The sequence below is a fragment of the Williamsia sp. DF01-3 genome, from assembly GCF_023051145.1.
Taxonomy (GTDB): Bacteria; Actinomycetota; Actinomycetes; order Mycobacteriales; family Mycobacteriaceae; genus Williamsia.
In genome coordinates, this window is sequence record NZ_JALKFS010000005.1 from 4,703,792 (window position 1) to 4,729,886 (window position 26,095).

Sequence of the window (26,095 nt, forward strand, 5' to 3'; positions counted from 1 at the left end):
CTTCAGATATTCACCGACGTGCGGCCGTCACACGTTCTCAAGGGTTTCCTCGGCGGCTTCGGCGCCGGGGATCTTCGCAGCGTAGTCGCCGAACCCGTCCCATGCCTCGCGCCGTGCCCGCATCGGGTCCACCTCCACATAGGAGTGCTTGTCGAAGATTCTGGTGGCGCGCACCTTCGGTGTGTAACGGGGCCAACTGGACAGGGGCTCGCCGGTTTTGGCGAACGCCAGCCACTGATCCTGCACCTCACCGGTGACGCGGAGGGCATCTCGCCGATCACCGAGCTGGGTCAGCAACCGACCGGCCTTACCGCGGTAGATGCCGAACACCGCAAGCAGTTCGGACGCGTGGGTGGCCCCGAGCCCCATCCACCTCATGACCTTGGGCGAGTAGTCGTATCGGTAGGCGTAGGTGGGCGCGTGCTCGGAATGCGCTTGTGTCACAGCAACACTGCCCACCCAGAAGATGTAATCGCCACCGAACTGCACCATCGATCGAGGACTGGGGTAACCGTTGTAGGCAGCCGTGATGCGGTCCTGCGCGTCGGGTTCGGTGTTGGCGAACATCTCCGTGATGACCTCTTCGGTGGACAGCATGCCCTGCGGCAGGCGCTTGAAGAGTGTTCCCTCGTTCTTGTTGGTGCCGATGATCATCGGCACCTGGTGGGCCGAACCGTCGGCGAAGGCCTCCACGGGCGCCACGGGCAGGTAGTCCCCGTCTACGACGGGCCCGAACGGCAGCAGCCCAGGGGTGTCCCGGGTGACCCACCTGGCCAAGCGGTGCCCGGCGCGGCCGATCTCGGCCAGCGACGCCGAGGCCAGGGCCTCGGCCACGTCCGAGATGCCGGTGTCGGCGATCAGCAGTTCGCCCATCTTGTCGGCGAATCGCTGTGCGTAGTGCTGGTGCAGGGTCAGCATCGGCGCAGAACTCTCGGCGATGGCGCGGTGGAACAGCCCGCCGGCTGCCGGTGTGGCCATCAGCGTGGTGACGGCGTTACCACCGGCGCTCTCCCCGAAGATCGTGACGTTGTCGGGGTCGCCTCCGAAGTCGGCGATGTTGTCCTTCACCCACTGCAGCGCGGCCACCTGATCACGCAATCCGAGATTGGTCTCGAATGGGCGTTCCGGGGTCGAGTACCTCGTGAAGTCCCCGTAGCCCAGCGGACCGAGCCGGTAGTTCATCGATACGAAGATCACGTCGCCGCGCCGGACGAGGTCGTGGCCGTAGTAGAGCGGCGTGGCGGTGGATCCGAGGATGTACGCGCCGCCGTGGATGAACACCATCACCGCCCGCGGCTTGTTCGACGTGCGTGCCGGTGCCACGACGTTGACCGTCAGGCAGTCTTCGCTGACAGGTTGCTTGCGTCCGCGCTCGACCAGCGCATACTTCGGATTCTGCGGCGCAGCGTTCCGGAAGCTGTCGGCCTTGAGCACACCTTCCCATCCGATCGCCGGCTGAGGTGCCCGCAGTCGCAGGTCACCAACTGGGGGTGCAGCAAACGGAATGCCGCGCCAGCGGACGATGTCGCCGTCGCGAACACCCTCGACGACCCCGTCGGACAGGGTCACCCTCGTACTAGTACTCACCATGATTTCGACCCTATCGGTCCAATAGCGGTCACTCGCCCGCTATCGCGCTCATTCGCAACACGACACGGCCGGTGATCTGGAAAACTCGAGCGCATGACCACCGAGTACACCGGATACGTCAAAATAAACCACCCGTCTGCCGACACGCCGGTGTGGCATCAGGTGGCCGGCGAAGGCGACGCAGTGGTCCTGCTGCACGGAGCGTTCTCCTCGGCCGCGGACTGGGGCGGACAGTTCCAGCCCTTGGTCGACGCCGGGTACACGGTCTACGCGCCCGAGCGTCATGGTCACGGACACAGCGCCGACGTCACCGAGGAGTTCCACTACGAGGACATGGCCGAAGAGACCATCGCATATCTCGACGAGATCGTCGGCGGGCCGGCGCACCTGGTCGGCTGGAGCGACGGTGCCGTCATCGCATTTCTTGTGGCCCTCAAACGTCCCGATCTGGTGAACCGGATGATTGTCCTGGGGCAATACCTGAACTCGTCCGGACGAACCAGCGGCGGTTTGCTCGACTCCCTCGACGACATCGATTCGGAGATAGTGCAGTTCTTGCGGTCGGACTACGCGGAGACCTCGCCCGACGGCGATGAGCATTTCCCGGTCATATTCGAGAAGACCACCACGATGATCGCGAACGAACCCGAGATGGACCTGACGTCCCTGTCAGCGGTGAACGCGCCAACGCTGGTGTTGCAAGGCGACCACGACGAGGTGACCGTGCAGCACAGCCTGGACATGGTGGCGAACCTGAAGAATGCGCGGCTGGCCGTTCTCCCCGGAACCCACCTCGTCCCGATCGAAACCCCGAATGTGGTCAACCCGGTGATACTCAATTTCCTGAAGGCCGATCCCGCCTGAAGCGCTTTCACTGTCGCACAATCAATTCAGCGCTACGATCACGTCGAAATACTCATCGACGCCAGATTGGGCCCACCGTGACCGATAGTCCGCACGATCGAGACACTGCAGCACACCCGGTGATCGAGCAACCGAAATCCCGACGGATACTCTCCGCATTTCTCGATTCACCATTCGCGGGGATGTCGCCGTGGATCTTGATGGCGCTGATCACCGGGCCCGGGCGTTTCGAGGAAGCCGCGGCCGCTGCGTTCGGGCTGTCATTGTTGCTGGTGCTCGGCGGCCATCGCCGCGGCACCTCCATCAAGTTCCTGGAGGCCTTCGACGTCACCTACTTCGCGGCTCTTGTTCTGCTCGCCCAGTTCGGCTCCGACGGAGTCATCAAATGGCTCGAGCATTGGGGCGGCGAGATGACAAATATCGCCCTGGTTTCGTTTGCTCTCGGTTCGATCCTCATCCGCCAACCGTTCACATTGCAGTACGCAAAAGAGAGCACGCCAGAGGAATTGTGGAAGAACCCCCTGTTTCTCCACATCAACTACATGATCACGTGGTCATGGGTGTTCGGATTCGGGCTGGCGGCTGTGGCCGGTTTCTACGGCGACGCCGTACTCGACGACTCCGGGAATTTCTGGACGGGATGGATCATCCAACTCGCCGGCACGATCTTTGCGCTGTCGTTCACCGAGTTCTATCCGGACTACGCAACCGACCGCGAAGCCCAGAAACGCGGCGAAGACGTCAGCCCGAAGTCGCTGGCGCGTCTGTGGGACTGGGTACCGATCTTCGTGATCGTCACCGGTGTCGCCGGTCTGGTCACCGATTCGCTCAGCACCACAGTCGGCATCGTCATCATCGTGGTCGGTGTGGCGATGAAGATCGCGATGGGCAGGCTTCTACCGGCGAACTAACCCCGCCCAACCCCGAACTCGGTGGGTTCCGCAAAATCAGCGGATCAGGAACGGCGCTGACGCGCGAACTCCGCGAGCACCACCCCGGCGGCGACCGACGCGTTGAGGCTTTCGACGTCGCCGGCCATCGGGATGGACAGAATCGAGTCACACGACTCGCGAACCAGCCGCGACAGCCCCTTGCCCTCGGAACCGACCACGATCACGGTGGGACCCGAACCGTCGTAGTCGTCGAGGGTGACGTCGCCGTCGGCGTCGAGACCGACCAGCTGCACACCCGACTGAGCCCATTCCTTGAGTGTTCTGGTGAGGTTGGTGGCCTGCGCGACGGGCAGCCGTGCGGCAGCACCCGCACTGGTGCGCCATGCGACAGCGGTGACCGAGGCGCTGCGGCGAGCCGGGATCACCACACCGTGTCCGCCGAATGCGGCAACCGAACGGATCACGGCGCCGAGGTTGCGCGGGTCGGTGATGTTGTCGAGGGCCACCAGCAAGGGAGGCTGACCGCTGTCGATGGCCTGCTGCATCAGGTCGGTGGGATGGGCGTAGCGGTACGGCGGTACCTGCAGGGCGATGCCCTGGTGCATGCCGTTCGAGCTCATCCGGTCGAGTTCGGGCCGTTGCACCTCGAGGATCGCAATGCCTTTGTCGCCGGCGATCTGGACGGCTTCGGTGACCCGCTCGTCGGCGTCGGTGCCCAGCACCACGTACAGCGCGGTGGCGGGAACACCCGCCCGCAGGCATTCGACCACCGGATTGCGCCCGAGGACGTATTCAGGTCCTTCGACGGCAGCCTTGCGCTGCGGACGACCGGCACCGGCAGACGAGGTCTTCGCCGCGGCCTTGGCTCGCTTGTGTGCCGAATGGTAAGGCCGGTCAACGGCTTTCGGGGTCGCCCCCCTGCCTTCGAGACCGCGCCGACGCTGACCGCCGGATCCGACGGTCTGCCCCTTCTTGGTGCCACCCTTGCGGATGGCGCCCTTGCGTTTGGAATTGCCGGCCATCAGTTACCAGCCCCTTCGGTAGGTCGGGCCGATTGACCCGTGGTTCTGGCCGTTGCCTCGTGGTTCACCGGTCGGACTCCATGTTCTGTGTCGTTTCACTTGTCCGTCAACGACCACTGCGGTCCATCCGGTGTATCTGTCACGTCGATCCCGGCCTTGGCCAGCCGGTCGCGCACCTCGTCAGCCACAGCCCAGTTCTTCTCCGCCCGAGCGGCGGTGCGGCGGTCGAGTTCTGCCCGGACGAGAACGTCGAGCGCAGCGGTGAGCGAAGTGTCATCGCGGCTGTCCGCCCAGTTCTCTGCCAATGGGTCTACGCCGAGCACGTCGAGCATGGCTCGCACCGCCGATGCCGACTCCAGTGCGGTCTTGTGGTCACCGCTCTCGAGGGCAGTGTTGCCCGCCTTGACCGTTCCGTGAACCTGCGCGAGTGCCGCAGGCACTCCGAGGTCGTCGTTCAAAGCGGCTGCGAACTCGGCGGTCACCTCACCGACGGGAACATCGCCGACGCGCGAAACCGTCCGGTGCACAAAGGATTCGAGCCTCTTGTACGCCTCGGCGGCGTCTTCGAGAGCACGTGGTGAGTATTCGAGCATCGACCGGTAGTGCGCGCTGCCGAGGTAGTAACGCAATTCCACAGCCCGGACCTGCTGGAGCATCGCCGGGATGGCGACCACGTTGCCGAGAGACTTCGACATCTTCTCACCACCCATGGTGACCCAGCCATTGTGCAACCAGTAGCGGGCGAACGGATCTCCCGCCCCATGGCTCTGGGCCACTTCGTTCTCGTGGTGCGGGAACACCAGATCCATCCCCCGCAATGGATGTCGAACTCCGGACCGAGAAGGGTTGTGGCCATCGCCGAGCATTCGAGGTGCCATCCCGGGCGCCCGCGGCCCCACGGCGTCGGCCATGAGGGTTCGCCTGGCTTCACGCTCTTCCACAGGGTGAAGTCGCGTGGATCGCGTTTCCCGGTCCCGGCGCTCTCGCCCTGATGGACGTCGTCGAGGCGATGACCGGACAGCGAGCCGTACTCGGGAAGACTCTGGACGTCGAAGTAGACGTTGCCGTCGGAGGCGTAGGCGTGACCGCGGTCGATGAGGCGTTCCATGTACTCGACCATCTGGGTGATGAACCCCGTCGCCCGCGGCTCGGCAGACGGTGGCAGCACACCCAGCTGGTCGTAGGCCCAGCTGAACTCGCGCTCGTGAGTGGCCGCCCATTCCCACCACGGCCTGCCCGCATCGGCGGCCTTGGTCAGGATCTTGTCCTCGATGTCGGTCACGTTGCGCACAAACGCGACGTCGTAGCCTTCGTGGGTGAGCCAGCGGCGCAGGACGTCGAACGCGATGCCGCTGCGCACGTGACCGATGTGAGGAATGCCCTGCACAGTGGCGCCACACAGATAAACCGACGCATGGCCAGGACGCAGTGGCGTGAAGTCACGTACATCTCGGGCGGCGGTGTCGTAGAGGCGCAGGGTCACGATCGGCAATCCTACTGGTCAAGCAGCAGCGCTGTGGCCACGGCGGCGATGCCCTCACCGCGACCGGTCAGTCCGAGGCCATCTGTGGTGGTGGCAGACACCGACACCGGACCGCCGAGGAGTTCGGTGAGCACCTGCTGTGCCTCTGCGCGGCGGGGCCCGATCTTCGGCCTGTTGCCGATCACCTGCACCGCCGCGTTCCCGACGCGCAAACCCTCTGATTCGATGAGTTCGCGGACGTGGCCGAGCATGCGGGCGCCGCTGACGCCATCCCACTCCGGACGTCCGGTTCCGAACACCGACCCCAGATCGCCGAGTCCAGCGGCCGAGAGGAGGGCATCGCACAGGGCGTGCGCCGCGACATCCCCGTCGGAGTGACCGGCGCAGCCATCCGCTTCAGCAAAGAGCAGCCCGGCCATCCAGCACGGCCGGCCCTGCTCGACGGGGTGGACGTCGGTACCGATGCCCACCCTCACGTTCGTGCCTCATCGGCCAGCAACCAGGAGGCCAAGCGGAGGTCCCACGGGGTGGTGATCTTGAAAGCCAATGGATCTCCCGCGATGGTGTGAACGGCGACGCCATGGGATTCGACGAGCCCGGCGTCGTCGGTGAAGTCGGCGTCAGCGTTGGCGTATGCCGAGGTCAAGACATCAAAATCGAAGCCTTGAGGAGTTTGGACCGCACGCAGACTCGTGCGGTCGACGGTTCCGGTGACCACACCGGCAGAATCAACGGACTTGATGGTGTCCGTGACGGGAGTCCCCGGGACCACGGCGTGGGCCCCGGCGAGCACGGTCTCGACGACGGATATGAACAACGTCGGCGGGGTGAGGCAGCGGGCCGCATCGTGGACCAAGACCACGTCTGCGGCGGGGGCGGCGGCAAGAGCCGCTCGCACCGAGTCGCCTCGTTGAGCGCCGCCTGCCACCACGGTCACTTCGGGGAAGTCCGCCCGGACCTGGTCTACGAGACCGGCCGGGACGGACAGCACGACATGCTCGACGACCCCGCTGGCCTGCACACCACGCACAGCGCGATGCAGCATGGAGTGGCCTGCGAGGTCGACGAATGCCTTGGGCAATCCGGCACCGAGCCGCTCTCCGCGACCGGCAGCCGGGATCAGCGCGACAGTAGATGCCAAGACGACCAGATGCCCGGTCTACGAAGCGGCGGCGAGAACCTCGTCGAGAATGATGGAGGCCTTCTCGTCGTTGGTGTTCTGCGCGAGCGAGAGTTCATCGACGAGGACGCGGCGCGCACGGGTGAGCATTCGCTTCTCACCAGCGGACAGACCACGGTCCTGCTCACGACGCCAGAGGTCGCGCACGATCTCGGCAACCTTGATGATGTCGCCCGAGATCAGCTTTTCCTGGTTTGCCTTGAAGCGGCGAGCCCAGTTGGTCGGCTCCTCGGTGTGCGGTGCGCGAAGCACATCGAACACCTTTCCGAGGCCTTCTTCTCCGACCACATCGCGTACACCCACATATTCGAGCTTTGTGGAAGGAATCTGAACCGTCATGTCGCCGTCCGCAACCTTGAGGACGAGGTATTCGACAGCCTCACCCTTGATGGTCCGGATCACGATGTCTTCGACCAAGGCAGCACCGTGATGGGGGTAGACAACGGTGTCACCAACTTTGAAATTCAATGTTTCATGCCCCTTTCCATTCCCCGAGTCTACCACGGTGCCTTCCGCGTCATCGGACAACGATGCAGGTCAGCGACGTAGGCATGGTCCGCCAAGCCTTGACGATGCCTGAAAAGTGTGCTGGGACACTGCCCGAACTCCCTCATCGACGGCTCGCGGGGTACCTCGATCTCGAACGCTCTCCACGGCGATTTCGGCACCCCATCGCGATTTCTCGCGACCGGCCCACTACGCTCCGTAGTGCACGCACTGCGCAGTCGACCTGAGCGGGTTCTCGGGCCACCTGAGCCGACTGACGAGCGGGCGCAGCATCAGGACCTACCTCGGAGGAAAACCGGTGTCAGTGGAGAGAGTTTCGGTGGAACGAGAGTTTGGGCCGGCCCGTAATGTCCGGCGACGCCGGGTGGCTTCGGCCATCGCCGTCGGGGCGATCGCGACCGGTCTGGCACTCGGCACCACCGCGTGCGGTGCGGGCCAGACCTCGCAGACCGCCAACCAGGCCTCCGCCGTCAACGGCAACTCGGCCACCGTCGGCCCGCTCGCCCTGCGCGACGTCGCGATTGTCTTCCCGAAGTCCGGAGATGTGGCCTTCGCCAACGGCGGGCCGCTCGAGATGTCGTTCCTGATCTCCAACACCAGCCCGGACGTCGCCGACAAGCTCGAGAGCATCGAGTTCGCGAACGGCGACGGCAAGGTCACCATCGACGGTCCCACCGAGATCCCGGCCACCAAATCGCTGCGGGCCGGCACCCCGGGACTGCTGCTCACCACCAGCGCAGAACCGGAAGACCCCAGCGAGAAGCGCATCACCGTCACCATCACCGGCGCCGCGAAGACCATCACCCCGGGCCTCACGGTCCCGCTGACCTTCGATTTCCAGCAGGCCGGTGAGACCACCCTCAACGTCCCGGTCGACGCCGGGCCACTGCTGCCCCGTCAGGACAAGGCCCGCGGCGTGGTCGAAGAAGACCACGGCGGAGGCCACTAGTCCGCTCCGGCGGTTCGGTGTCGGTCACCGTGGCTAGAGTTGCGCGGTGGCCAAACCCAAATCGACATATCGATGTAGCGCCTGCGGATACCAGGTCGCGAAATGGGTGGGCCGCTGCCCGGAATGCGGTGAATGGGGTTCTGTCGACGCGGTCGCCATGGCCACCGGCGGTGGAGCGGGCATAGGCGGCGGCAAGTCCGCCACGGTCGCGACCATCCCGAGCGCACCCGCCCGGCCGATGAGTCAGATCGACGTCAGCCACACCGCAGCATTTCCCACCGGCATCGGAGAACTCGACCGCGTCCTCGGCACCGGCGTGGTCCCCGGTTCGGTCATGCTGCTCGCCGGCGAACCCGGCGTGGGCAAATCCACCCTCCTGCTCGAAACCGTCAAACGTTGGGCGCTGCAAGGCAAACGCGCGCTGTACGTGACCGGCGAGGAGTCCGCGGGCCAGGTGCGTCTGCGCGCCGAACGCACGGGGGCGGTACACGACGAGATCTTCCTCGCCGCGGAGTCCGACCTCGGCGCGGTGCTCGGTCACGCGGAGGCGGTCATGCCATCGCTGATGATCGTCGACTCGGTGCAGACGATGGTGGCCCAGAACGTCGACGGGGTGAACGGTGGTGTCACCCAGATCCGTGCGGTGACAACGGCTTTGACCTCACTGGCGAAGAATTCGGGCATCGCGGTGATCCTGGTCGGGCACGTCACCAAGGACGGCACGGTCGCCGGCCCCCGCTCGCTCGAGCACCTCGTGGACGTGGTCCTCTCGTTCGAGGGCGACAAGCATTCGACCCTGCGGATGGTCCGCGGCATCAAGAACCGGTTCGGCGCGGCCGATGAGGTCGGCTGCTTCGAACAGCGTGAAGACGGCATCCACGAGGTCACCGACCCGTCGGGACTGTTCCTGCATCACCGAGACATCGGCGTCGCCGGAACCGCGATCACCGTTGCCATGGACGGCAAACGGCCGCTGGTCGGCGAAGTGCAGGCACTGGTCTCGAAATCGAGTCTGGCCAACCCGCGGCGTGCGGTTGTCGGACTCGATTCGGCAAGGGTCGCAATGATTTTGGCGGTCTGCTCGGCTCGCGCCCATCTGCCCACCCACGACCAGGACGTCTACGTGGCCACCGTCGGCGGGATGAAGCTCAGCGAACCTGCGGCCGACCTCTCGGTCGCGTTGGCGCTCAGCTCCATCCTGGCCGACCGGTCGTTGCCCGGGTCCATGGTCGCCATCGGCGAGATCGGCCTCGCGGGCGAGGTGCGCCGCGTGGCCGGCGTCGGCAAACGGGTGGCCGAGGCCAAGCGACTCGGCTTCAAACACGCCATCGTCCCCGCCGGTTCGATGGATTTGCCGTCGGGCATGAAGATCACCCAGGTGGCCGATCTGCAGACCGCCATGCGAACGGCACTGAAAGGTCCCGCCAGCCCCTACCGGTTCTAGACGCTGCTGCTTCCCCGGTCGCGGCGGGCGATGCGCTCACCGTAGAACTCGGCCGCACCACTCGCCTCGAAGCTGTCCTTGAAGTGCTCCAGGGGCTTGATCTGCACGAAGATCGCGTGTGCGGCGCCCACGGGCTCGGTGTCGTCGCCCAGGTAGGCCACGGCACGCGAATACAGCTTGCGCCGAACGGTGCCGACCGTCTCGGCCTCGAGCCGTAGTTCACTGCCCACCGGGATGGGCTTGGCGAAGTCGATCTCGAGGTGCGCGGTCACCGCGATCGCGCCCACCATCCAGTGCGTCAGACCCATCACCTCGTCGAACGCGGTAGAGAGGATGCCCCCGTGGATGACGCCGGGGCCGCCCTCGAATCGGGGCTCCACCTGCATCCGGGCGGTGACGTCGGTGCCCTCCCCCGCGATCGCCTTCATGTGCAGACCGGCCTCCGAGCGATCACCGCAGCCGAAGCACATCGGGTTGTGCGCCCGCACCACTTCACCGGGCGCCGGGGCCTTGGCCGAACGGCTTGCCGGGACCAGCTCATCGGGCAGCACGAAAGTTGTTTTCACAGACAGCTAATCTAGTCTCCATCTCATGGACAACAGAAAGGCGCCTCATGGCTGAGGTTCCGGCCTCGGACCTGCTCCGCACCACAATCGCCCGGCTGGCGCCCGGCACTCCGCTGCGAGATGGCCTCGAACGCATCCTGCGTGGCCGCACAGGCGCTTTGATCGTCATCGGGCACGATCCCGAGGTCGAACGGATCTGTGCCGGTGGCTTCCATCTGGATGTCGCGTTCGCTCCGACCCGATTGCGCGAGCTGTCGAAGATGGACGGAGCGGTGGTGTTGTCCACCGACGGCGCCAGAATCGTGCGTGCCAATGTGCAATTGGTGCCCGACCCGTCCATCCCGACCGAAGAATCGGGCACCCGGCATCGTTCTGCCGAACGCACCGCCATCCAGACCGGCTACCCGGTGATCTCGGTCAGCGCCTCGATGTCCATCGTCAGTGCCTACGTTGCCGGAATCCGATATGTCGTCGAGGGATCGGACGCGATCCTCTCGCGCGCCAACCTCGCTGTGGCCACTCTCGAGCGATACAAGACTCGACTCGATGAGGTCAGTACCGCGCTTTCACGATCAGAGATCGAAGATTACGTAACGCTGCGCGATGCGATGACGGTTGTGCAGCGCCTCGAGATGGTGCGCCGGGTGTCCGAGGAGATCGAGCACTACGTTCTCGAACTCGGCGTCAACGGCCGGCAGCTGCGGCTGCAGCTTGAAGAGCTGGTGGGCGACAACGACTCTCAACGCGAGCTGGTGGTGCGCGACTACTTCGCCAGCCCCGAGCCCGCCAGCACGATGGAGGTCGAGCAGGCCCTCACCGCCATCGAAAACCTCACGGACACCGATCTTTTGGACCTCACCGCACTGGCCCGGGCTTTCGGCTACCCGAACACGATCGATGCCCAGGACACCGCGATGAGCCCGCGGGGTTACCGATTGCTGGCCCGGATCCCGCGTCTGCAGTTCGCTCACATCGACCGGCTCGTCCGCAGCTACGGCACGCTGCAAGCGCTACTGGCAGCCACCGCCGCGGACCTGCAGGCGGTCGAGGGTATCGGCAGCATCTGGGCCAGGCACATCCGCGAGGGACTGTCCCGGCTGGCCGAGTCCAGCATCGAACGGTTCGATTAGTAACTGCCCGGCCCGCCACGGTTTTCCCGGAGGTGTGGCCCGGTTGTTCTGGACTGCCGACGAACGAGCGCAGCGATGTGAGGAGAAGGGAAGAACAACCGACCGAGGCCACACCGACAAAGCGAGCGGAGCGAGCAAATGTTACTGAGGTGTGGCCCGCGTGCTCTGGACGGAGGAGCGAGGGAGCGCAGCGACTGAGTCGACGCAGGAAGAGCTCGCGCGTGGCGGCCACACCGACAAAGCGAGCGGAGCGAGCAGAAGTTACTGCGCGTTCGGTCGATTCACGTTGAACGTGATCGGGGCACTCGGCTTCTCACCGATCTTCGCGACGGCCTGGTAGGCGCCCGGAGCAACGGGTTGGCGCGGCGTCTCGCAACCGGGACTGCTGGTGGTACCCGACCAGTCGATGGTGTCCTTGACCTGCTGGCCCGGCTTGAGTAGCTGGTTGTTGACGCCCTCGACCGGCGCGCAGTCGCCGGACGACCAGATGCGGCGGTCTCCTGCGAGGTTCAGCACGGTCACGTTCTGCATGCCCTTGCCGACGTCGCGGGTGCAATCGGAGAGCCCCGCGTTGGTGATGGCGATGGTGAAGATCGGCTGCTCGCCCTCGACGTATGCCGGCTTGTCGGTGTAGAGCACCACGGAGATGTTCTGATCGGGGCACAGACCGCTGGCGGGGACAGGTTGCGGCGTCTCCCCGACCGGGGTGCCGCCCGGGATACCGGGAGCACCTGAGGCACCGGGCTGGTCGGGGTTCGCACCGGCGACGTTTCCTCCGCCGGTACCACCCGAACCGCCACCGGGAACCGCGGATTGCGATGCCGACGGATCTTTGTAGGCCGACGGCAGCGCGTAGCTCGACGAGGCATTCAGCTCGGTGCTGTTGGCCGTGTTCTTCCCGTTGTCGTCACCGGTCACCCAGAAGACGAGTCCGATGATCACGGCAAGCACCACCACCAGGACGCCGACCGCGAGTGCGCGTCGGCGCCAGTAACTTCCGGCGGCAGGGGGCCCTGAGGATCTAGCACACCCCGACGCTAGTGGCACCGCGGTGGCCACCGGCTCACCTCGCGCGGCGTGTCGCATTTAACCTCTGTGCGAGACATCTCAAAGGCGGTGGCTCACGACGCCAGGCTCGGCATCTCCGGATCCTCACCGATCTCGCCGAGCGTCCCGTTCAGGCGAACCACACCTTCGGCGAGTTCATACGTGAGTCCGACGATTCCCAGTTCGCCACTGGCGATCTTGTCGGAGATGATCCGGCTGCGCTGAACCATCAGGCGGCCGGTTTCCTTGACGTGCCTGGCTTCGAACTCGTCGACGCGGGTGAGACCTTCGCTGCGTCCGGCCAGGATGCTCGGAGTGACGCGTTCGACGACGTCGCGGATGAATCCTCCGGGTATCTGCAGGTCGTCGAGTGCGTCCAGTGTCGCCCGGACGGCACCACAGCTGTCATGCCCGAGGACGGCGATCAGCGGTACGTCGAGAACCTCCACGGCGTACTCGATCGAGCCCAGCACGGCCGAGTCGATGACGTGCCCGGCCGTCCGGATCACGAACATCTCGCCGAGCCCTTGATCGAAGATGATCTCCGCTGCCACTCGCGAGTCGGCGCACCCGAAGAGCACCGCCCGCGGATGCTGCCCGGCAGCGAGCCGGGCGCGGTCCTCGATACCCTGACTGGGATGAAGCGACTTGCCTGCCACGAAGCGTTCATTGCCTTCACGCAGCGATTTCCATGCCTGAGCGGGGGTTGTTTGAGCCATGGCTGACATTCTGCACTCCCCCTCTCCGGTCCCGCCCACCAACTTGCTCAGTTGGTTCGATCAGGCCGAACGCGACCTACCCTGGCGCCGTCGCGGTGTCACGGCCTGGCACATCCTGATCAGCGAGATCATGCTCCAGCAGACGCCGGTGTCACGGGTGGCGCCGATCTGGGAACAGTGGATAGAACGTTGGCCGGTGCCGTCTGCGATGGCCGCGAGCCCGGTGGGTGAAGTGGTGCGGGCCTGGGGCAAGCTCGGCTATCCCCGCCGCGCGATGCGGTTGCACGCGTGTTCGGCCGTACTCGCCGCCGAGCACGGCGACGTGGTCCCCAGTGATGTCGACGTCTTGCTCACTCTGCCCGGAATCGGCGATTACACGGCCCGCGCCATTGCGTGCTTTGCCTACGGTCAGTCGGTGCCCGTGGTCGACACGAATGTCCGGCGGGTCGTCGCCCGGGCTGTCCACGGCCGCGCCGAACCCGGCAATCCCGCACGCGCCGACCTCGTTGATGTCGCGGGCCTCTTACCCGCCGACTCACGCGCGCCCCGCTTCTCCGCAGCCCTGATGGAGTTGGGTGCGCTGGTCTGCGTCGCCAAGAACCCTCGCTGCCAGCTCTGCCCTCTCACCGGGTGCCGGTGGGTCGCGGCCGGACGACCCGCACACGATGGTCCTGTTCGCAAGGTGCAGAAGTTCGCCGGAACCGACCGTCAGGTGCGCGGACTGTTGTTGGATGTGTTGCGGGGCAGCGACATCCCCGTCGAGCGGGCGCGACTCGATCTGGTGTGGACCACCGATACGGCGCAGCGCGATCGCGCGCTCGACTCGCTGCTCGTCGACGGATTGGCGGAGATCACCGACGATGGGCGGTTCGCACTGGCCGGCGAAGGATGATCGCCGGACCGATCAGGCCAGTCCGGACAGGAATGCCTCTACCGCGCCGCGGTACTCGTCGGGCGCAGAGTCGTGGATCAGATGGTCGGATCCTTTGACCCGCAACAGGATTGCGTTCTCGTGTGCTTGCGACATCGTGTGCATCTGACCTGGCGGGGTGACACTGTTCGCGGCCTCGAGCAGCAGGCTCGGTACCGCCACCGCATCCCACTGCTGCCAGAAGTCCCGACGACCCCACTCTTCGGCGATCTGCGCCCACACGTCGAGACGACCGTGTAGCGCGCCGTCGTCAAATGCCTCGTAGAAGTAGCGGCCGGCAACCTCTCCGAACATCTGCTGCGCGTGCGCAAGTGTCTCGAACCGGTCCGGCCACGACTCGAACCATGGGCGCCACCCCGCGGTGGTGCGACCACGAAAGTCCGGTGCCATGTCCTCGATCACCAGAGCGGACACCAACTCGGGGTAGTCCGCAGCGGCACACCAAGCGTGCAGGCCGCCCATGGAATGCCCCACCAGAACAGCCGGACCCATGTCGATCCACGTCAGCACTTCGGCCAGGTCACCGACAAACCGCTCGGTGCAGAGATTTTCGGGCGACGGCTCTTCGATGCTCTTCGCTCCGCGATGCCACGCCGCGTCGTAGGCGAACACGCGTCCGTACCGGCGGAGCCAGGGGATCTGGCGCTGCCAGGTCCGGCCTCGACCCATCAACCCGTGCAACAGCACGATCGGCGGGCGCCCAGGCGCCCCGCCGTAGTCGATGAAACCCACGTCCTTACTCACGGGGTAGAACCTTATCGGCTGCGATCAGCGCAGGATTCCGGCCAGAGGCACAACCGGTATGGATGGCAGCTGCACAGAGGGGGTGGGGGTGACACTGCGCCGGTAGTGTGACCGGCATGGCTGTTGTGAAGATCAATGCGATTTCCGTTCCCGAAGGCTCCGGACCCGAACTGGAGAAGCGCTTTGCCCATCGCGCCCACAGCGTCGATGGCTCGAAAGGTTTCCTCGGTTTCCAGTTGCTGCGACCGGTCAAGGGCGACGACCGCTACTTTGTGGTGACCCAGTGGGAGTCCGAGGAGGACTTCCAGGCCTGGGCAGCGGGGCCCGCACGGGAAGCGCATGCCGGCGAGCGCGCCAAGCCCGTTGCCTCGGGTGCAGACCTGCTCGAGTTCGAGGTTGTCCTGGACGTCACCCCGTCATGACCCCTGCCACCACGGTGGCACCGCATTCAGCGTCGGAATGGACGGACGGTGAGAGCCCGGCCTGAGTGAATACTGCTCGGGCCGAATCGACTTGCGCTGCACTGACTTCCATCACCAGTCGACCGCGTGGCGCCATCCACGCCGGCGCCTGCGCGACGACCTCGCGCATCAGGTCGAGGCCGTCGGGGCCGCCGTCGAGAGTCGCGGCCGGCTCGAAGTCCCGGGCTTCGGATGGCATGGTCGAGATGGCGGCCGTGGGAACGTACGGCACGTTGCACATCAGCACATTCACGTGTCCCCGGAAATGCTCAGGGAGCGGATCGAAGAGGTCGCCGCAGAAAACCTCGCCACGACCCGCCAGATTGATCCGCGCGCATTCGGTCGCCACGGGGTCGATGTCGGCAGCCACAATCTCCGCGTAAGGATGTCGCGCCGCGTACAGAGCGGCCAACGCCCCCGAGCCACAGCACAGATCCACGACCACGCTGTCGGGCGGCGCTCCGTTTGCCGCGACTTCGACCAGCAACAAAGACCGTTGGCGCGGAACGAACACACCCGGCAGCACTGTCACCATCAGTCCACCGAACTCGGCCGCTCCGACGATGTACTCCAGCGGCTCACCGCCCACCCGACGTCGCACCAGCTTTTCGAGCGTGCCGGTATCGAGGGCCTCGCCGACCAGGATCCGGGCTTCATCTTCTGCGAAGACGCAACCCGCCGGCCGCAACCGCGCTGCCACCTGGGCCAGCAGTGCGTCGGATTCCTCCACCCGTGTGACGGTAGTGGAGTGGGCACGGCGCTGCCCCGACAAAACCCGGCCACGCTCGGTCTGCGGACCGAGCAACCCCCGATACCCCGAGCCAACCCACCCCCCTCATCCGGCACAAAGTGAAAGATCAGACCCGTATCGCAAAACTGGAACGTGTTCTAACATTGGGCTGAAGTGATAACCAACTGGAGGACCAATGACGGACACCGTTGACGCGGCACCCACCACCTCGCGTGACTACGCAGAGCTCTACATCGGCGGCAAGTGGACCAGCGCCCACTCCACCGATGTCCTCGAGGTCTACTCGCCGGCCACCGGCCAACGTGTCGGTAGCACTCCCCTTGCCGACGAGACCGATGTCGACACCGCAGTTCGGACGGCCCGAGCGGCTTTCGATTCAGGCGTCTGGCGCAACAAGACCCCGGAAGAGCGGGCCGCTGTGGTCGCCAAAGTGGCCGACCTCATCGACGAACGCGGCGGCGAGATCGCCGAACTGGTGTCGTCGGAGATGGGGGCGCCCCCGTCAGCCGTCGCCACCTTGCAGCAGCTCCCGGCGACCGGCGTGCTCCGCGAATACGCCAAGGCCGCAGTCAATTACACCTGGCACGAGTACCGCGACGGCCTGTTCGGGAAGACGCAGATCACCCGTGAGCCCGTCGGCGTCGTCGGCGCGATCACCGCATGGAATGTGCCACTGTTCCTGATCTGCAACAAACTCGGACCCGCATTGTCGGCCGGTTGTTCTGTGGTTCTCAAGCCCGCCCCGGAAACACCGTTGTCGGCCAACGTGATCGCCGAACTGTTCACCGAGGCCGGCCTACCCGAAGGCGTGCTCTCCGTCGTTCCCGGCGGACCCGACACGGGCAAAGCGCTTGTCGCACACCCCGACGTCGACAAGATCACCTTCACCGGCTCCACCGCCGCAGGTAAGGCAATCGGTGCAGCATGCGGCGAGCAGCTCAAGCGCTGTTCGCTGGAACTGGGCGGCAAGTCAGCGGCCATCGTGCTCGCCGATGCCGACCCGGCCGAGATCGCCGGCATGCTCACCTTCACCGGTCTGATGAACACGGGGCAGGCGTGTGTTGCGCAGACCCGCGTCCTGGTTCCGAGCGCCAAGCGGGACGAGATCGTCGACGCCATGGTCGAAGCGGCGAAGCTGCTCAAGCCGGGCCTCCCCGACGATCCGGAGGCCCAGCTCGGACCACTGATCACCGAGAAGCAGCGCGGTAAGGTCGAGGACTACATCCGTCAGGGCAAAGAGGCTGGTGCCACAGCTGTTCTCGACAGCACCCGCCCCGAGGGCCTCGAGTCCGGCTACTACCTGAGCCCGACCATCTTCACCGGTGTCACCAACGACATGACGATCGCCCGCGAGGAGATCTTCGGTCCGGTGATCTCTGTGATCGATTACGACACCGAAGAAGAAGCCGTCGCAATCGCCAACGATTCGGACTACGGCCTCGCCGGCACGGTGTGGACCGCCGATGTCGAGCACGGCTTGGAAATCGCCGCACAGATCCGCACCGGCACGTACGGCGTCAACTGGTACGCCATCGACCCGGGATCACCGTTTGGTGGTTACAAGAACTCAGGCATCGGGCGCGAAAACGGTCCGGAAGGGCTCGAGTCGTACCTCGAGCACAAGTCGGTCATCCTCCCGATGGGTTACGATCCGACCGCTTAGTTCGCACTTCCTCCGACTGCAGTCAGACCCTCCGGTTGCAGTCGGAGGAAGTAACCGAAACCGGAGGAAATGCCAGAACCTCGAACATCAGTCAGGCCCCCGATCCACGATCGGGGGGCCTGACTGATGAGTAGGGCTAGTACCGCTCAGGGAGTGGGCGCCGACGTCTCGACAGGTGCCGGGCTCTGGGCAGGCGCAGGTTCCGATGGCGCCGGAACCGGCACCGACGACGCACCGGGCTTGTCGCCCTCTTCCGCCAGTCGGGCCTTCACCGAATCGTCGGTGAGGATGTCGATGTTGGTCACCAGCCATTTGTCGCCGGACCGTTCCATCGAGTACTGCAGCCGACTGGCGTTGACCGACACCAAATCCTTACCGCCTTTGGTGACCGACTGGTTCATGAAGATCAGCAGCAACGCCTTGTCGCGGCTCGACGTGACAACACCGGCGTCCTGAATGGACACCTCGGATTTGACCTGTTGCTTTTGCACTTCCGCAACAAGGTTCGCCTCTTTGATGATCTCGTCGTACTGCTGCTCAGCCGGGCCCGACAACGACTTCCGCGTATCGGCCACATGCTGCTCGACATTGTCGGGTTGGTAGCCGAACATCAATGTCGCTGTCTGTTTGCCTGCCTCCAGCGCCTCGCCGCGGGCGTCCTCGGCGAGTTTGGTGTCTCGGTAGTCCAGACCCACGATCGTCGTGATGATGGCACCGGCCACCAGCAGACAGACGGTCAGCACTGACACCGTCCACAACAAGAATCGACGCGACATCTAGGTCACCCACTCGACGTTGGTGAGTTTGAGTTCACCGTTGATACGCGTGATCTCCAACTTCCATCTGAACACCTGCAACACCGTTTGCTGATCAGTGACGTTGGGCTGGTTCATCTCCCAGCTGAAGACCATGATCACCGACGCGGTACTGCTGTCACTCGCAGTGACGGCCTCGGAGATCACCGCGCCCTTGGTCGACACGTTCTCGGACTTGATCATGTTGACGGTCTGCTGGACGGATTGGCCGACCTGCTCCATCGCCTTGCCACTCGTGTCGTCCTGAAAAGACTTGATCGCGCCATCGATGTTCTGCGGATTCAAGGTTGTCAGGTTGGTGACCATCTGCCGCGCGAAAGCCGAGTACTCAGCCCGCAATTCATTGCGGTCATCGATCTTCTTGGTGCCCAACACGAACAGGGTGGACGCCACAGCCATTGCGGCGATCAGACCGACGGCGGTGATCGCAGCCAGGACCACACCCATTCCGCGCAGGCCCACACGCTTCTTCGCAGCCGTGGAAGGCCGATCCGCTTTGCCGACCCGCCCCTTGGTCTTCCGTGGCCGGCCGGAGTCCCCGCGAGCCGCCGATCGACGTTCGCGGTAGGAAACCCCCGTCGACACGACGGCGTCGTCGTCCGTGGACGATCCCGTAGACCCGCCGACCTCGTCAGACGCGGCCGCGGCTTTGGACGCCGGCGGAGTGGGCGCTGACTTACGCTTGCGTCCCACCGGCGCGGACTTGACCGGCTTTCCGGTCGGCTTCACCTTGCCCGGTTTGTCTGCGGAAGAAGGCGCATCGCCCGGGGCCTGCCCGTCCGCTACACCTGGATTCGTCGCCGGCTCAGTCTTCCCGACATCCTGCGGAGGCCCTGCAGCTCGGCTCGCTCTCCGACGCTTCCGCTTTGCCTCGTCGCCGGGACTGTTGGTCGAGCTCCGCTCCGCTCCGTCTCCGGACCCGCTGGTCGAGCTCCGCTCCGCTTCGTCTCCGGGATTATCGGTCGAGCTCCGCTCCGCTTCGTCTCCGGAACTATCGGTCGAGCTCCGCTCCGCTTCGTCTCCGGGTCCCGTCACCTCACGGTTCCCGTGATCAGGCTCTGCCATTGGCTGTTGTCTTCCTGCGGTTGCGCCCCGGTACCCGTTGTACCGGTTCCACCACTCGTACCAGAATCGCCCTGGGTCGTCGCAGACCCGGTTCCGGCATTGTAGGTTTTTCCGTCGGGACCGATGTAGTCGCCGCTGACCGGATCGTAGGTCGTGGCGTACACCGACGGGCTACCGTCGTCGGCGCCCGGTCCGGCACTGGTCAGGAACCCTTGCGGCACATCAATTCCCGGCAAACCGCGCGGCAGGGGAACGTTCTCACCGATGGGAACGTAGCCGGTCCGGCACTCCGCCGGCGTCGACGCCCGGCGGCCGGGGATCTCCACGCACGGGAAGTTACGGGTACCGCGCACACCGAGATTGGAATCCTGCGGCACCCGGCACAACATTCCGGGTGGCAGTTCACGGGGGGTCTGAGCCGAAGCGTTGCGGTCCGGGGTCATCGGCAGGTAGCCCACCGTGCAGGTACCCGGATCCTGGAATCCCAGCGCGAAGTCGACGTTGGCGCCGTTACGTGCGTCTTCGGTGTTCAGTGCGGTGATGAGCGAGGCGATCAACCGAGGGTAGATCACCACGATCTGCCGGAGGTTCGGGTGGTAGATCGCAAGGGTGCGAGCAGTGGTGTTCAGGTTCGAGAACATCAGGGGCAGCGTCTGGTTCATCGACGCAAACAGTTCCTGGGTCTGCTTTGCGACCCCAGGGCCCTTCTGCAGGATGTCCCTCAGTTGAGGGTCGTTGGCCCGCAGCTGATCTGTCACCTTGGCAAGATTCGAAGTCCAGGCGCGGATGTCGTCCACCGTCGCCGTCTGCGTCTCCAACAACGGCGCCGCCTGCTCGATGAGCTTGACGATGGCATCCGAGTTCTTGTTCGCGTCACCCACGAGCAGGGCCATCGAGTCCAGCAGTCGCTGCAGGTCCTCACCCGTGCCGTTGAATGCGTTGAAGGCCTCGTCCATCACCCGGCGCAGCTGTGTGTCCTGGACCCGTTCGAGCAGCCCGTTGGCCTGGTCGAGCAGCGTGCCGACCTCGACGGGGACCGTACCGCCCTCGATCACGGCACCGTCCTGCAGATTGCCGGTCGACTCGACGCCCGGCTTCGGCATGAACTCGAGGTACTGCTCGCCGACCGCCGAGACACTGTGCACCGATGCGGTGGAGTTGTCGGGGATCTTGGTGTCCGAGTTGATCGAGAGTTTTGCTGTCACACCCTCTTCGGTCAAGGTCACCGACTGCACCTTGCCCACGTCGACCCCGCGGTAGCTGACGTTGCCGTTCTGGTAGAGACCGCCGGTACTGGGCAACTCCACCTCGACGTTGTATTCGCCGACGCCGACCATGCTGGGCACCCGGATGTAGAACACGGCGACGGCGATGATGGCCAAAGTCGTCACGATCGAGAAGATGATCAGCTGCATGCGGACAAACGGTGTGATCCTCATGGGCCCTCCTCCCCGGTAGGTGACCGATCGGCGGCAGGTGTCTCCGGTTGGGGCGCAACCGGAAGTGTCGGACTCGTCTCAGGCGGGGCATCGGCGAGAGGTCCGGTGAAGGGATCGTCACCTCTGCCCGCGGCGCCGGCCGGCTTACCGAACATCCCTTCGGGACCGTAGAACTGGCTCGCGACACCAACACTCGCGAGCGCACCACGCTGCAACCTGCCGAATGTGAGGTCGAGGTTGATCACGGCGTTGAGATAGTCGCCGCGGACCACCTGCGGAATCGCCGACTCGGCAAACGGGAAGGTGAGCAGGATTCCCAACGATTGAGTCAACGAGGGACCGGTGGACTGCAGTTGATCGAGCACCGGGACGAGGTTGCTGACAACCACCTGGATGTCCTCGGAGTTCGCCTTCAAGATGTCGTCCGTGGTGCGGCTCATCCGACTCAGGGCGCCCAGCGCATCGGTGAAGTTCACCCGTTGGTCGACGAGCAGCTTCAGGATCCGTGGACCGTCGGCCAGCGCCCGTTCGACCACCGGGGTCTGCTCGTTGATCTGGCCGGTGAGTCGATCCAGGCCTTCCATCGCCCGGATGATGTTCTCGCGCTGCACGTTCAGTTCGCCGACCAGCGTGTTCAGACGCGGCACCAGATCACGCAGCACGTCCTGCCGCCCGGCCATGGCGGTGTTGAGCTCATGGACGATGTCACCGACCTGCGCAAGTCCGCCGCCGTTCAGGACCACCGACAGTGAGCTGAGAACCTGCTCGGTGGTCGGATACGTACACGCGGACACCTGCTGCGCCGAGTTGATGTCGGGGATGGGCTCGGCGTTGGTCGGCTGGGCGATGTTGGACTGCTCAGGGCAGTCCGCCGCCGGGATCTGGCCGCCGGGCGCGATCGTCCCCTTGTCCGCGTCCTCGGGCTGCACGATCTGCAGGTTCAGCGAGCCGAGCACGCTGGTGAGGCCGACCATGACGTAGGAGCCGACCGGGACCTGCGTCCCCTTGTTCAGCCGAAGCGTCAACTCGGCCTGCCAGTTCTTCACCTCGATCTTGCCGACACTGCCGACGGTCGCGTCGTTGATGAGCACCGGTGCGTTCTGAACCAGATTGGCCGCGTTCGGGATCAGCGCGGTCAGTTCGTACGAACCCGCGCCTGTTCCCTCGGCACCGGGCACAGGCAACGAGTTCAGCCCGTCGAACGAGCACCCCGAGGCCACCAGGGCCGAACTGACCACCACGGCCCCGAAAACGGTGCGAAGGGCCGACTTTCGCGACGAACCGGTGCGCATCAGCCCTCACCGCCGAACGGGACGAGGAGTTGTGCGAGGCCGGGGTTGTTGTACTTCTTGCGGGTCTCGGCATCCTGATCGCGGATACTCTGCTGCGCCCGGGCTTTGACACTGGCGTTCTGGTACTGGATCTGGTCGGGTCGGGCGTCGATGCCGGTCACCGGGTTGATCAGTGCTGGCGGGTAATTGATGGAGATCGACGCCAGAACCGGGGCCAGCACGTCGACGCACTTCTCGACGTCGCCCTCCTGTCCGGGGCGGTCGTTCGCCTGGATCGTGCCGCACAGCAGATTGATCAGGTTGCCGCCCATGCCGAGACCGAAGATGCCCGACAGAGACCCTTGCAGGGGGTTGTAGATGTTGTAGAAGTTCGACAGCTGGGTCGGACCCGAGTGCAGCAGCCCCCTGATCTCTTCGTCCTTCTGCGCGAGCACGTTGGTGGCGTCACCGAGCCGAGCGACCGAATCACTGAGGGTGGCGCCGTTGGTGTCGATGAAGCTCTTGACGTCACTGAGTGCTGTGTCGAGGTTGGTCAGCGCACCGTTCAGACTCTCGGAGTTGTCGGCCAGCACCTGACTGACCGATGCGATTCGCCCGTTGAACTGCACCAGTTGTTCGTGACTCTGCGACAGCGCCTCGGTCAGCGCCTGCAGATTTCGAATCGTGTTGAACAAGTCGTCGCGACCGTCGGCCAGCGTGCTGGTCACATCCGAAAGTTGTTGCAATGACTGGCGAAGGGCGGTGCCGTTGCCTTCGAGGTTCGCATCCGCGACATCGACTGCCCTGGCCACCGAGCCCGGATCGGCTCCGTCTGGGCCCACGGCCTCGGTCAGTTTGGTCAATTCGGACTTGATGTCGTCCCACTCGACGGGAACGGCCGTGCGTTCCATCGGGATCGCTCCCCCGTCCTTCAACGCCGGACCACCCTCGTACACCGGGGTCAGCTGGACAAAACGGCCAGACACCAGTGACTGCGCGACCACCAGCGCCTCGGCGTCGGCCGGGATCGTCTGGTCGCGGTCGACTTTCAACTCCACCTTCACGTCGCCGTCGCGAGGGGTGATCTTGCTGACCGACCCGACGGTGACGCCGAGGATCTTCACGGCGTCGCCCTCATACATCGAGTTCACGCTCGCGAAATAGGCGGTGTAGGTCTTGTACGCCACCTTCTGGAAGCCCACATAGACCACCACCAGCACGATCACCACGGCCACGACGATGGCGATCGCCTGCCAGAACCGCTTGCTCAACCGTCCCATGCCCATCACCCGTTCGGTCCTGGGTAGCGGGGCGGCGGAGCCGGCGCGATCGTCGAGTTCGGGTCATTGGCCGCATCCGGTCGGGTGGAGATGACCGGCGGGATCGGGAACGCGTACTGGAAGGCGCGGTAGGCCTCAGGGTACTTCTGCTGCATGATGTTCAAGAACACCTCGGTGTAGTCGCCGAAGGTCGGGATGCCGACGAGCGATGAGAAATACGGGCCGCTCGCCACCGCTTCGCCGAGTGTGTTGGCGTAGGGGCCGAGTTCGTCGAGGGTCTGCGCCAGCGTCTCCTGGTTGTCCTGCAGGATCGCCAGAACACCGTTCAGCTTCTCGAGTACCGGCTTGAGCTGGGCATTGTTGTCGTTGATGAATCCACTGATCTGGGCGGTCACGTTCTCGGTGCCGGAGATCAGTTGTCCGAGCGCATACCGTCGGGCCTGCAACTCGCCGAGCAACGCGTTGGCATCGGTCAAGAGCGTGTTGATCTGACCACTGCGTTTGGCGATGACGTCGGTGACAGACGATGCGCGACTGAGCAATTGGTCCAGCGACTCGTCGCGGTCGGCGATCGCCTTGGACAGACGCGCCACACCATCGACGGCGGAACGGACCGATTCCGGGGTGTCGGAGAACGTGTCGGTCAACGTGTTCAACGCGTCATTGAGTTGTTCGGTATCGGTCTCGGCGATCGTGTCGGTAGCACCCTCGAGCGCGTCGGTCAGGGAGTAGGGCGCCACCGTGTTGCGACTGCTGATCTCGTCGCCCGGCTTGAGCTGCCCGGTGCCGTGCGGGATCAACGTGAGATTGCGCCTGCCCAAGACGGTTTCGGTCTTGATGGCAGCCTGGCTGTCGGCGCCCACCCGGACCGTGTCCCTCATGTTGAAGGTGACCTTGGCCTTCTTGCCGTCATCGGTGTCCGCCAGCGCTATGCCCTGGACGGCGCCCACGTCGACACCGGAGACCACCACGATGTCGCCGCTGGCGAGGCCGCCTGCGTCGTCGAAGTACGCCGTGTACACGCTGCCGTTTGCCAGGAACGGCAACTTGTCCATCTGCAGCGCGACGATCACGACGAGAGCGGCGATGAGCACACCGATGAATCCGACACGAGCGCGGTCAGGTTCGCCACGCTTCTTGCGGCGGGCCTCATCCGCTTCGTCCGCGGTGGTCCGCTGACCTTTGAACAGTGCTGCCATCATCGAGGATCACACCTCCCACCCGGGTTCTGTTTCACACCGGTGGTGTCGATGTTGTTCCACACGATTTCCTGACCGCCGGGAGCGGTGAAGATCAAGTTGACCTGACACAGCCAGATCTGCAGCCACGCACCGTAACTGCCCAGATTCGACAGTGCCTTGAAGTCTCCTGGCAGTCGGCTGATCAGCCCGCGGACGTAGGGCTCACCCTTGAGCACCTCGTCCGAGACCTCGCCGGTGGCCGTGATCATGGACTTGAGGTCGGCACGATTGGTGGCCAGCACGTCGTTGAGGTCGTTGGTGACTTCGGAGGCGTTTGTCACCGCCTCGCCGATCACGTTGCGTTGTGAGTCCAGCCCGGAGATCAGCAACTGGAGTTGGTCGAGCGAACTGTCGAAGCCGGCGTTGTCGGCGTCGATCGTGCCCAGCGTCGTGTTCAAGTTGTCGATCACCTGCCCGATCAGTTGATCGCGATCGGCCAGCGAGTCGGTGAATGTTGCTGTGTTGCGCAGCAACTCACTCAACGCGGGTCCCTGGCCCTGGAACACCTGGATGAGCGACGCGGAGAGTTCGTTGACCTCTTCTGGATTCAGTGTGCGGAAGAGGGGCTTGAACCCGCCGAGCAGTTTGTCGAGGTCGAGAGCCGGCTCGGTCTGACCGATCGGGATGGATCCGCCGTCACCGATCAGAGCCGAGGGGTCCCCGGTACCTTCCTGGATCTCCAGGAAACGGTCGCCGGTGAGGTTCTCGTAACGGATCAGCGCCCGAGCCGACTTCGGTAGGCGGTACTTCTCGTTCACATCGAACTCGACGACGGCTTCGTTGTCCGGGTTGAGGCCGACAGAGCCCACCTTGCCCACCTCGACACCCGCGATGCGGACCTTGCTTCCTGACTTGAGCTGCGAGGCACTGGTGAAGGTGGCCTTGTACCCGAAACTGGACCCACCCCGGTACTGGCTGAACACCACGACGAGCACCACGAAGATGAGCACCATCACCACGGCAAAGCTGCCCAGCTTGATGACGGTGGCGCGAAACGCGCGCTCTCTCGAGACCGCCACCTCACACCTTCCTGTTCTGCT

General features: G+C 64.8%; 25 protein-coding genes and 1 pseudogene. 8 read left to right on the plus strand and 18 right to left on the minus strand.

Annotated elements, in window-relative coordinates; all coding sequences use genetic code 11:
- Positions 1-27: 27 nt before the first annotated feature.
- Positions 28-1,590: a carboxylesterase/lipase family protein gene (locus tag MVA47_RS24085; RefSeq protein WP_247210163.1), complete on the minus strand. Its 1,563-nt coding sequence runs from the start codon at positions 1,588-1,590 to the stop codon at positions 28-30.
- A 93-nt stretch (positions 1,591-1,683) separates the two neighbouring features.
- On the opposite strand from MVA47_RS24085, the gene MVA47_RS24090 reads away from it, so the two are divergent.
- Positions 1,684-2,454 carry an alpha/beta fold hydrolase gene (locus MVA47_RS24090; RefSeq protein WP_247210164.1) on the plus strand — a complete coding sequence of 257 codons (771 nt, stop codon included), beginning with the start codon at positions 1,684-1,686 and terminating at the stop codon, positions 2,452-2,454.
- A 182-nt stretch (positions 2,455-2,636) separates the two neighbouring features.
- Complete coding sequence (locus MVA47_RS24095) at positions 2,637-3,365, plus strand: hypothetical protein (protein ID WP_247210165.1); 729 nt, start codon at positions 2,637-2,639, stop codon at positions 3,363-3,365.
- Positions 3,366-3,409: 44 nt separating this feature from the next.
- Here the strand turns inward: MVA47_RS24095 and rlmB are convergent, their stop codons facing one another.
- From rlmB to MVA47_RS24120, 5 genes and pseudogenes are all read right to left on the minus strand, one after another.
- Positions 3,410-4,369 carry a 23S rRNA (guanosine(2251)-2'-O)-methyltransferase RlmB gene (gene rlmB, locus MVA47_RS24100; protein WP_247210166.1) on the minus strand — a complete coding sequence of 320 codons (960 nt, stop codon included), beginning with the start codon at positions 4,367-4,369 and terminating at the stop codon, positions 3,410-3,412.
- Between the two features lie 95 nt (positions 4,370-4,464).
- Positions 4,465-5,852: pseudogene (gene cysS / locus MVA47_RS24105) on the minus strand (cysteine--tRNA ligase).
- Positions 5,853-5,863: 11 nt separating this feature from the next.
- Complete coding sequence (gene ispF, locus MVA47_RS24110; RefSeq protein ID WP_247210167.1) at positions 5,864-6,328, minus strand: 2-C-methyl-D-erythritol 2,4-cyclodiphosphate synthase; 465 nt, start codon at positions 6,326-6,328, stop codon at positions 5,864-5,866.
- Positions 6,325-6,993, minus strand: a complete 669-nt coding sequence (gene ispD, locus MVA47_RS24115) for a 2-C-methyl-D-erythritol 4-phosphate cytidylyltransferase (RefSeq protein WP_247210168.1) — start codon at positions 6,991-6,993, stop codon at positions 6,325-6,327. The genes ispF and ispD overlap by 4 nt, the downstream gene beginning before the upstream one ends.
- An 18-nt stretch (positions 6,994-7,011) precedes the next feature.
- Positions 7,012-7,500 carry a CarD family transcriptional regulator gene (locus tag MVA47_RS24120; protein WP_030172741.1) on the minus strand — a complete coding sequence of 163 codons (489 nt, stop codon included), beginning with the start codon at positions 7,498-7,500 and terminating at the stop codon, positions 7,012-7,014.
- 358 nt (positions 7,501-7,858) lie between these two features.
- Here MVA47_RS24120 and MVA47_RS24125 point away from each other — a divergent pair, with 358 nt between their 5' ends.
- Positions 7,859-8,488, plus strand: coding sequence for a hypothetical protein (locus MVA47_RS24125; RefSeq protein ID WP_247210169.1), 630 nt, complete (start codon positions 7,859-7,861; stop codon positions 8,486-8,488).
- A 46-nt stretch (positions 8,489-8,534) separates the two neighbouring features.
- On the plus strand, positions 8,535-9,932 hold the full coding sequence (gene radA / locus MVA47_RS24130; protein WP_247210170.1) for a DNA repair protein RadA: 1,398 nt from the start codon (positions 8,535-8,537) through the stop codon (positions 9,930-9,932).
- Here the strand turns inward: radA and MVA47_RS24135 are convergent.
- The gene (locus tag MVA47_RS24135; protein WP_247210171.1) at positions 9,929-10,498 is read right to left on the minus strand and encodes a PaaI family thioesterase; all 570 of its coding nucleotides are present in this window, start codon (positions 10,496-10,498) and stop codon (positions 9,929-9,931) included. The two genes, radA and MVA47_RS24135, sit on opposite strands and share 4 nt — an antisense overlap.
- A gap of 47 nt (positions 10,499-10,545) precedes the next feature.
- On the opposite strand from MVA47_RS24135, the gene disA reads away from it, so the two are divergent.
- A complete protein-coding gene (disA, locus tag MVA47_RS24140; protein WP_023961255.1) occupies positions 10,546-11,628 on the plus strand; it encodes a DNA integrity scanning diadenylate cyclase DisA in 1,083 nt (360 codons plus the stop codon).
- Positions 11,629-11,889: 261 nt separating this feature from the next.
- On the opposite strand, the gene MVA47_RS24145 is transcribed toward disA, so the two are convergent.
- Both MVA47_RS24145 and MVA47_RS24150 read right to left on the minus strand, forming a co-directional pair.
- Entirely contained in the window at positions 11,890-12,687 is a 798-nt protein-coding gene (locus MVA47_RS24145; protein ID WP_308280595.1) for a hypothetical protein, read from the minus strand.
- A 62-nt stretch (positions 12,688-12,749) separates the two neighbouring features.
- Entirely contained in the window at positions 12,750-13,394 is a 645-nt protein-coding gene (locus MVA47_RS24150) for a carbonic anhydrase (protein WP_247210172.1), read from the minus strand.
- Between MVA47_RS24150 and MVA47_RS24155 the strand changes: the two genes are divergently transcribed.
- Positions 13,393-14,286 carry an A/G-specific adenine glycosylase gene (locus MVA47_RS24155; RefSeq protein WP_247210173.1) on the plus strand — a complete coding sequence of 298 codons (894 nt, stop codon included), beginning with the start codon at positions 13,393-13,395 and terminating at the stop codon, positions 14,284-14,286. The genes MVA47_RS24150 and MVA47_RS24155 overlap by 2 nt on opposite strands.
- Positions 14,287-14,298: 12 nt before the next feature.
- Here MVA47_RS24155 and MVA47_RS24160 read toward each other — a convergent pair whose 3' ends face one another.
- Positions 14,299-15,069, minus strand: a complete 771-nt coding sequence (locus tag MVA47_RS24160) for an alpha/beta fold hydrolase (protein ID WP_247210174.1) — start codon at positions 15,067-15,069, stop codon at positions 14,299-14,301.
- Between the two features lie 116 nt (positions 15,070-15,185).
- On the opposite strand from MVA47_RS24160, the gene MVA47_RS24165 reads away from it, so the two are divergent.
- The gene (locus tag MVA47_RS24165; protein ID WP_247210175.1) at positions 15,186-15,491 is read left to right on the plus strand and encodes an antibiotic biosynthesis monooxygenase; all 306 of its coding nucleotides are present in this window, start codon (positions 15,186-15,188) and stop codon (positions 15,489-15,491) included.
- Here MVA47_RS24165 and MVA47_RS24170 read toward each other — a convergent pair.
- Positions 15,478-16,260, minus strand: coding sequence for a putative protein N(5)-glutamine methyltransferase (locus tag MVA47_RS24170; protein WP_247210176.1), 783 nt, complete (start codon positions 16,258-16,260; stop codon positions 15,478-15,480). The genes MVA47_RS24165 and MVA47_RS24170 overlap by 14 nt on opposite strands.
- A 196-nt stretch (positions 16,261-16,456) precedes the next feature.
- On the opposite strand from MVA47_RS24170, the gene MVA47_RS24175 reads away from it, so the two are divergent.
- Positions 16,457-17,944: an aldehyde dehydrogenase gene (locus MVA47_RS24175; protein ID WP_247210177.1), complete on the plus strand. Its 1,488-nt coding sequence runs from the start codon at positions 16,457-16,459 to the stop codon at positions 17,942-17,944.
- Positions 17,945-18,090: 146 nt separating this feature from the next.
- On the opposite strand, the gene MVA47_RS24180 is transcribed toward MVA47_RS24175, so the two are convergent.
- The 7 genes from MVA47_RS24180 to MVA47_RS24210 form a co-directional block, all read right to left on the minus strand.
- Complete coding sequence (locus MVA47_RS24180) at positions 18,091-18,720, minus strand: hypothetical protein (protein ID WP_247210178.1); 630 nt, start codon at positions 18,718-18,720, stop codon at positions 18,091-18,093.
- The gene (locus MVA47_RS24185; protein ID WP_247210179.1) at positions 18,721-19,488 is read right to left on the minus strand and encodes a hypothetical protein; all 768 of its coding nucleotides are present in this window, start codon (positions 19,486-19,488) and stop codon (positions 18,721-18,723) included.
- Between the two features lie 302 nt (positions 19,489-19,790).
- Positions 19,791-21,263 carry an MCE family protein gene (locus tag MVA47_RS24190; protein WP_247210180.1) on the minus strand — a complete coding sequence of 491 codons (1,473 nt, stop codon included), beginning with the start codon at positions 21,261-21,263 and terminating at the stop codon, positions 19,791-19,793.
- Positions 21,260-22,555 carry an MCE family protein gene (locus tag MVA47_RS24195; RefSeq protein ID WP_247210181.1) on the minus strand — a complete coding sequence of 432 codons (1,296 nt, stop codon included), beginning with the start codon at positions 22,553-22,555 and terminating at the stop codon, positions 21,260-21,262. Before MVA47_RS24195 ends, MVA47_RS24190 begins: the two co-directional genes overlap by 4 nt.
- Positions 22,555-23,820 (minus strand): MCE family protein, encoded by a 1,266-nt coding sequence (locus tag MVA47_RS24200; RefSeq protein WP_247211053.1) that lies wholly within the window; start codon positions 23,818-23,820, stop codon positions 22,555-22,557. Before MVA47_RS24200 ends, MVA47_RS24195 begins: the two co-directional genes overlap by 1 nt.
- A complete protein-coding gene (locus tag MVA47_RS24205) occupies positions 23,820-25,013 on the minus strand; it encodes an MCE family protein (protein WP_247211054.1) in 1,194 nt (397 codons plus the stop codon). Before MVA47_RS24205 ends, MVA47_RS24200 begins: the two co-directional genes overlap by 1 nt.
- Positions 25,013-26,074 (minus strand): MCE family protein, encoded by a 1,062-nt coding sequence (locus MVA47_RS24210; protein ID WP_247210182.1) that lies wholly within the window; start codon positions 26,072-26,074, stop codon positions 25,013-25,015. Before MVA47_RS24210 ends, MVA47_RS24205 begins: the two co-directional genes overlap by 1 nt.
- Between the last annotated feature and the right edge of the window lie 21 nt (positions 26,075-26,095).

What these genes read in the sequence shown, in the direction of transcription:
- MVA47_RS24155 (WP_247210173.1), top strand. Translation starts at nt 13,393, where the DNA reads ATGGCTGACATTCTGCACTCCCCCTCTCCGGTCCCGCCCACCAACTTG.
- MVA47_RS24180 (WP_247210178.1), bottom strand. Translation starts at nt 18,720, where the DNA reads ATGTCGCGTCGATTCTTGTTGTGGACGGTGTCAGTGCTGACCGTCTGT.
- MVA47_RS24090 (WP_247210164.1), top strand. Translation starts at nt 1,684, where the DNA reads ATGACCACCGAGTACACCGGATACGTCAAAATAAACCACCCGTCTGCC.
- MVA47_RS24205 (WP_247211054.1), bottom strand. Translation starts at nt 25,013, where the DNA reads ATGGCAGCACTGTTCAAAGGTCAGCGGACCACCGCGGACGAAGCGGAT.
- disA (WP_023961255.1), top strand. Translation starts at nt 10,546, where the DNA reads ATGGCTGAGGTTCCGGCCTCGGACCTGCTCCGCACCACAATCGCCCGG.
- MVA47_RS24165 (WP_247210175.1), top strand. Translation starts at nt 15,186, where the DNA reads ATGGCTGTTGTGAAGATCAATGCGATTTCCGTTCCCGAAGGCTCCGGA.
- MVA47_RS24095 (WP_247210165.1), top strand. Translation starts at nt 2,637, where the DNA reads ATGTCGCCGTGGATCTTGATGGCGCTGATCACCGGGCCCGGGCGTTTC.
- rlmB (WP_247210166.1), bottom strand. Translation starts at nt 4,369, where the DNA reads ATGGCCGGCAATTCCAAACGCAAGGGCGCCATCCGCAAGGGTGGCACC.
- MVA47_RS24195 (WP_247210181.1), bottom strand. Translation starts at nt 22,555, where the DNA reads ATGCGCACCGGTTCGTCGCGAAAGTCGGCCCTTCGCACCGTTTTCGGG.
- MVA47_RS24085 (WP_247210163.1), bottom strand. Translation starts at nt 1,590, where the DNA reads ATGGTGAGTACTAGTACGAGGGTGACCCTGTCCGACGGGGTCGTCGAG.
- MVA47_RS24175 (WP_247210177.1), top strand. Translation starts at nt 16,457, where the DNA reads ATGACGGACACCGTTGACGCGGCACCCACCACCTCGCGTGACTACGCA.
- MVA47_RS24150 (WP_247210172.1), bottom strand. Translation starts at nt 13,394, where the DNA reads ATGGCTCAAACAACCCCCGCTCAGGCATGGAAATCGCTGCGTGAAGGC.
- MVA47_RS24200 (WP_247211053.1), bottom strand. Translation starts at nt 23,820, where the DNA reads ATGGGCATGGGACGGTTGAGCAAGCGGTTCTGGCAGGCGATCGCCATC.
- MVA47_RS24190 (WP_247210180.1), bottom strand. Translation starts at nt 21,263, where the DNA reads ATGAGGATCACACCGTTTGTCCGCATGCAGCTGATCATCTTCTCGATC.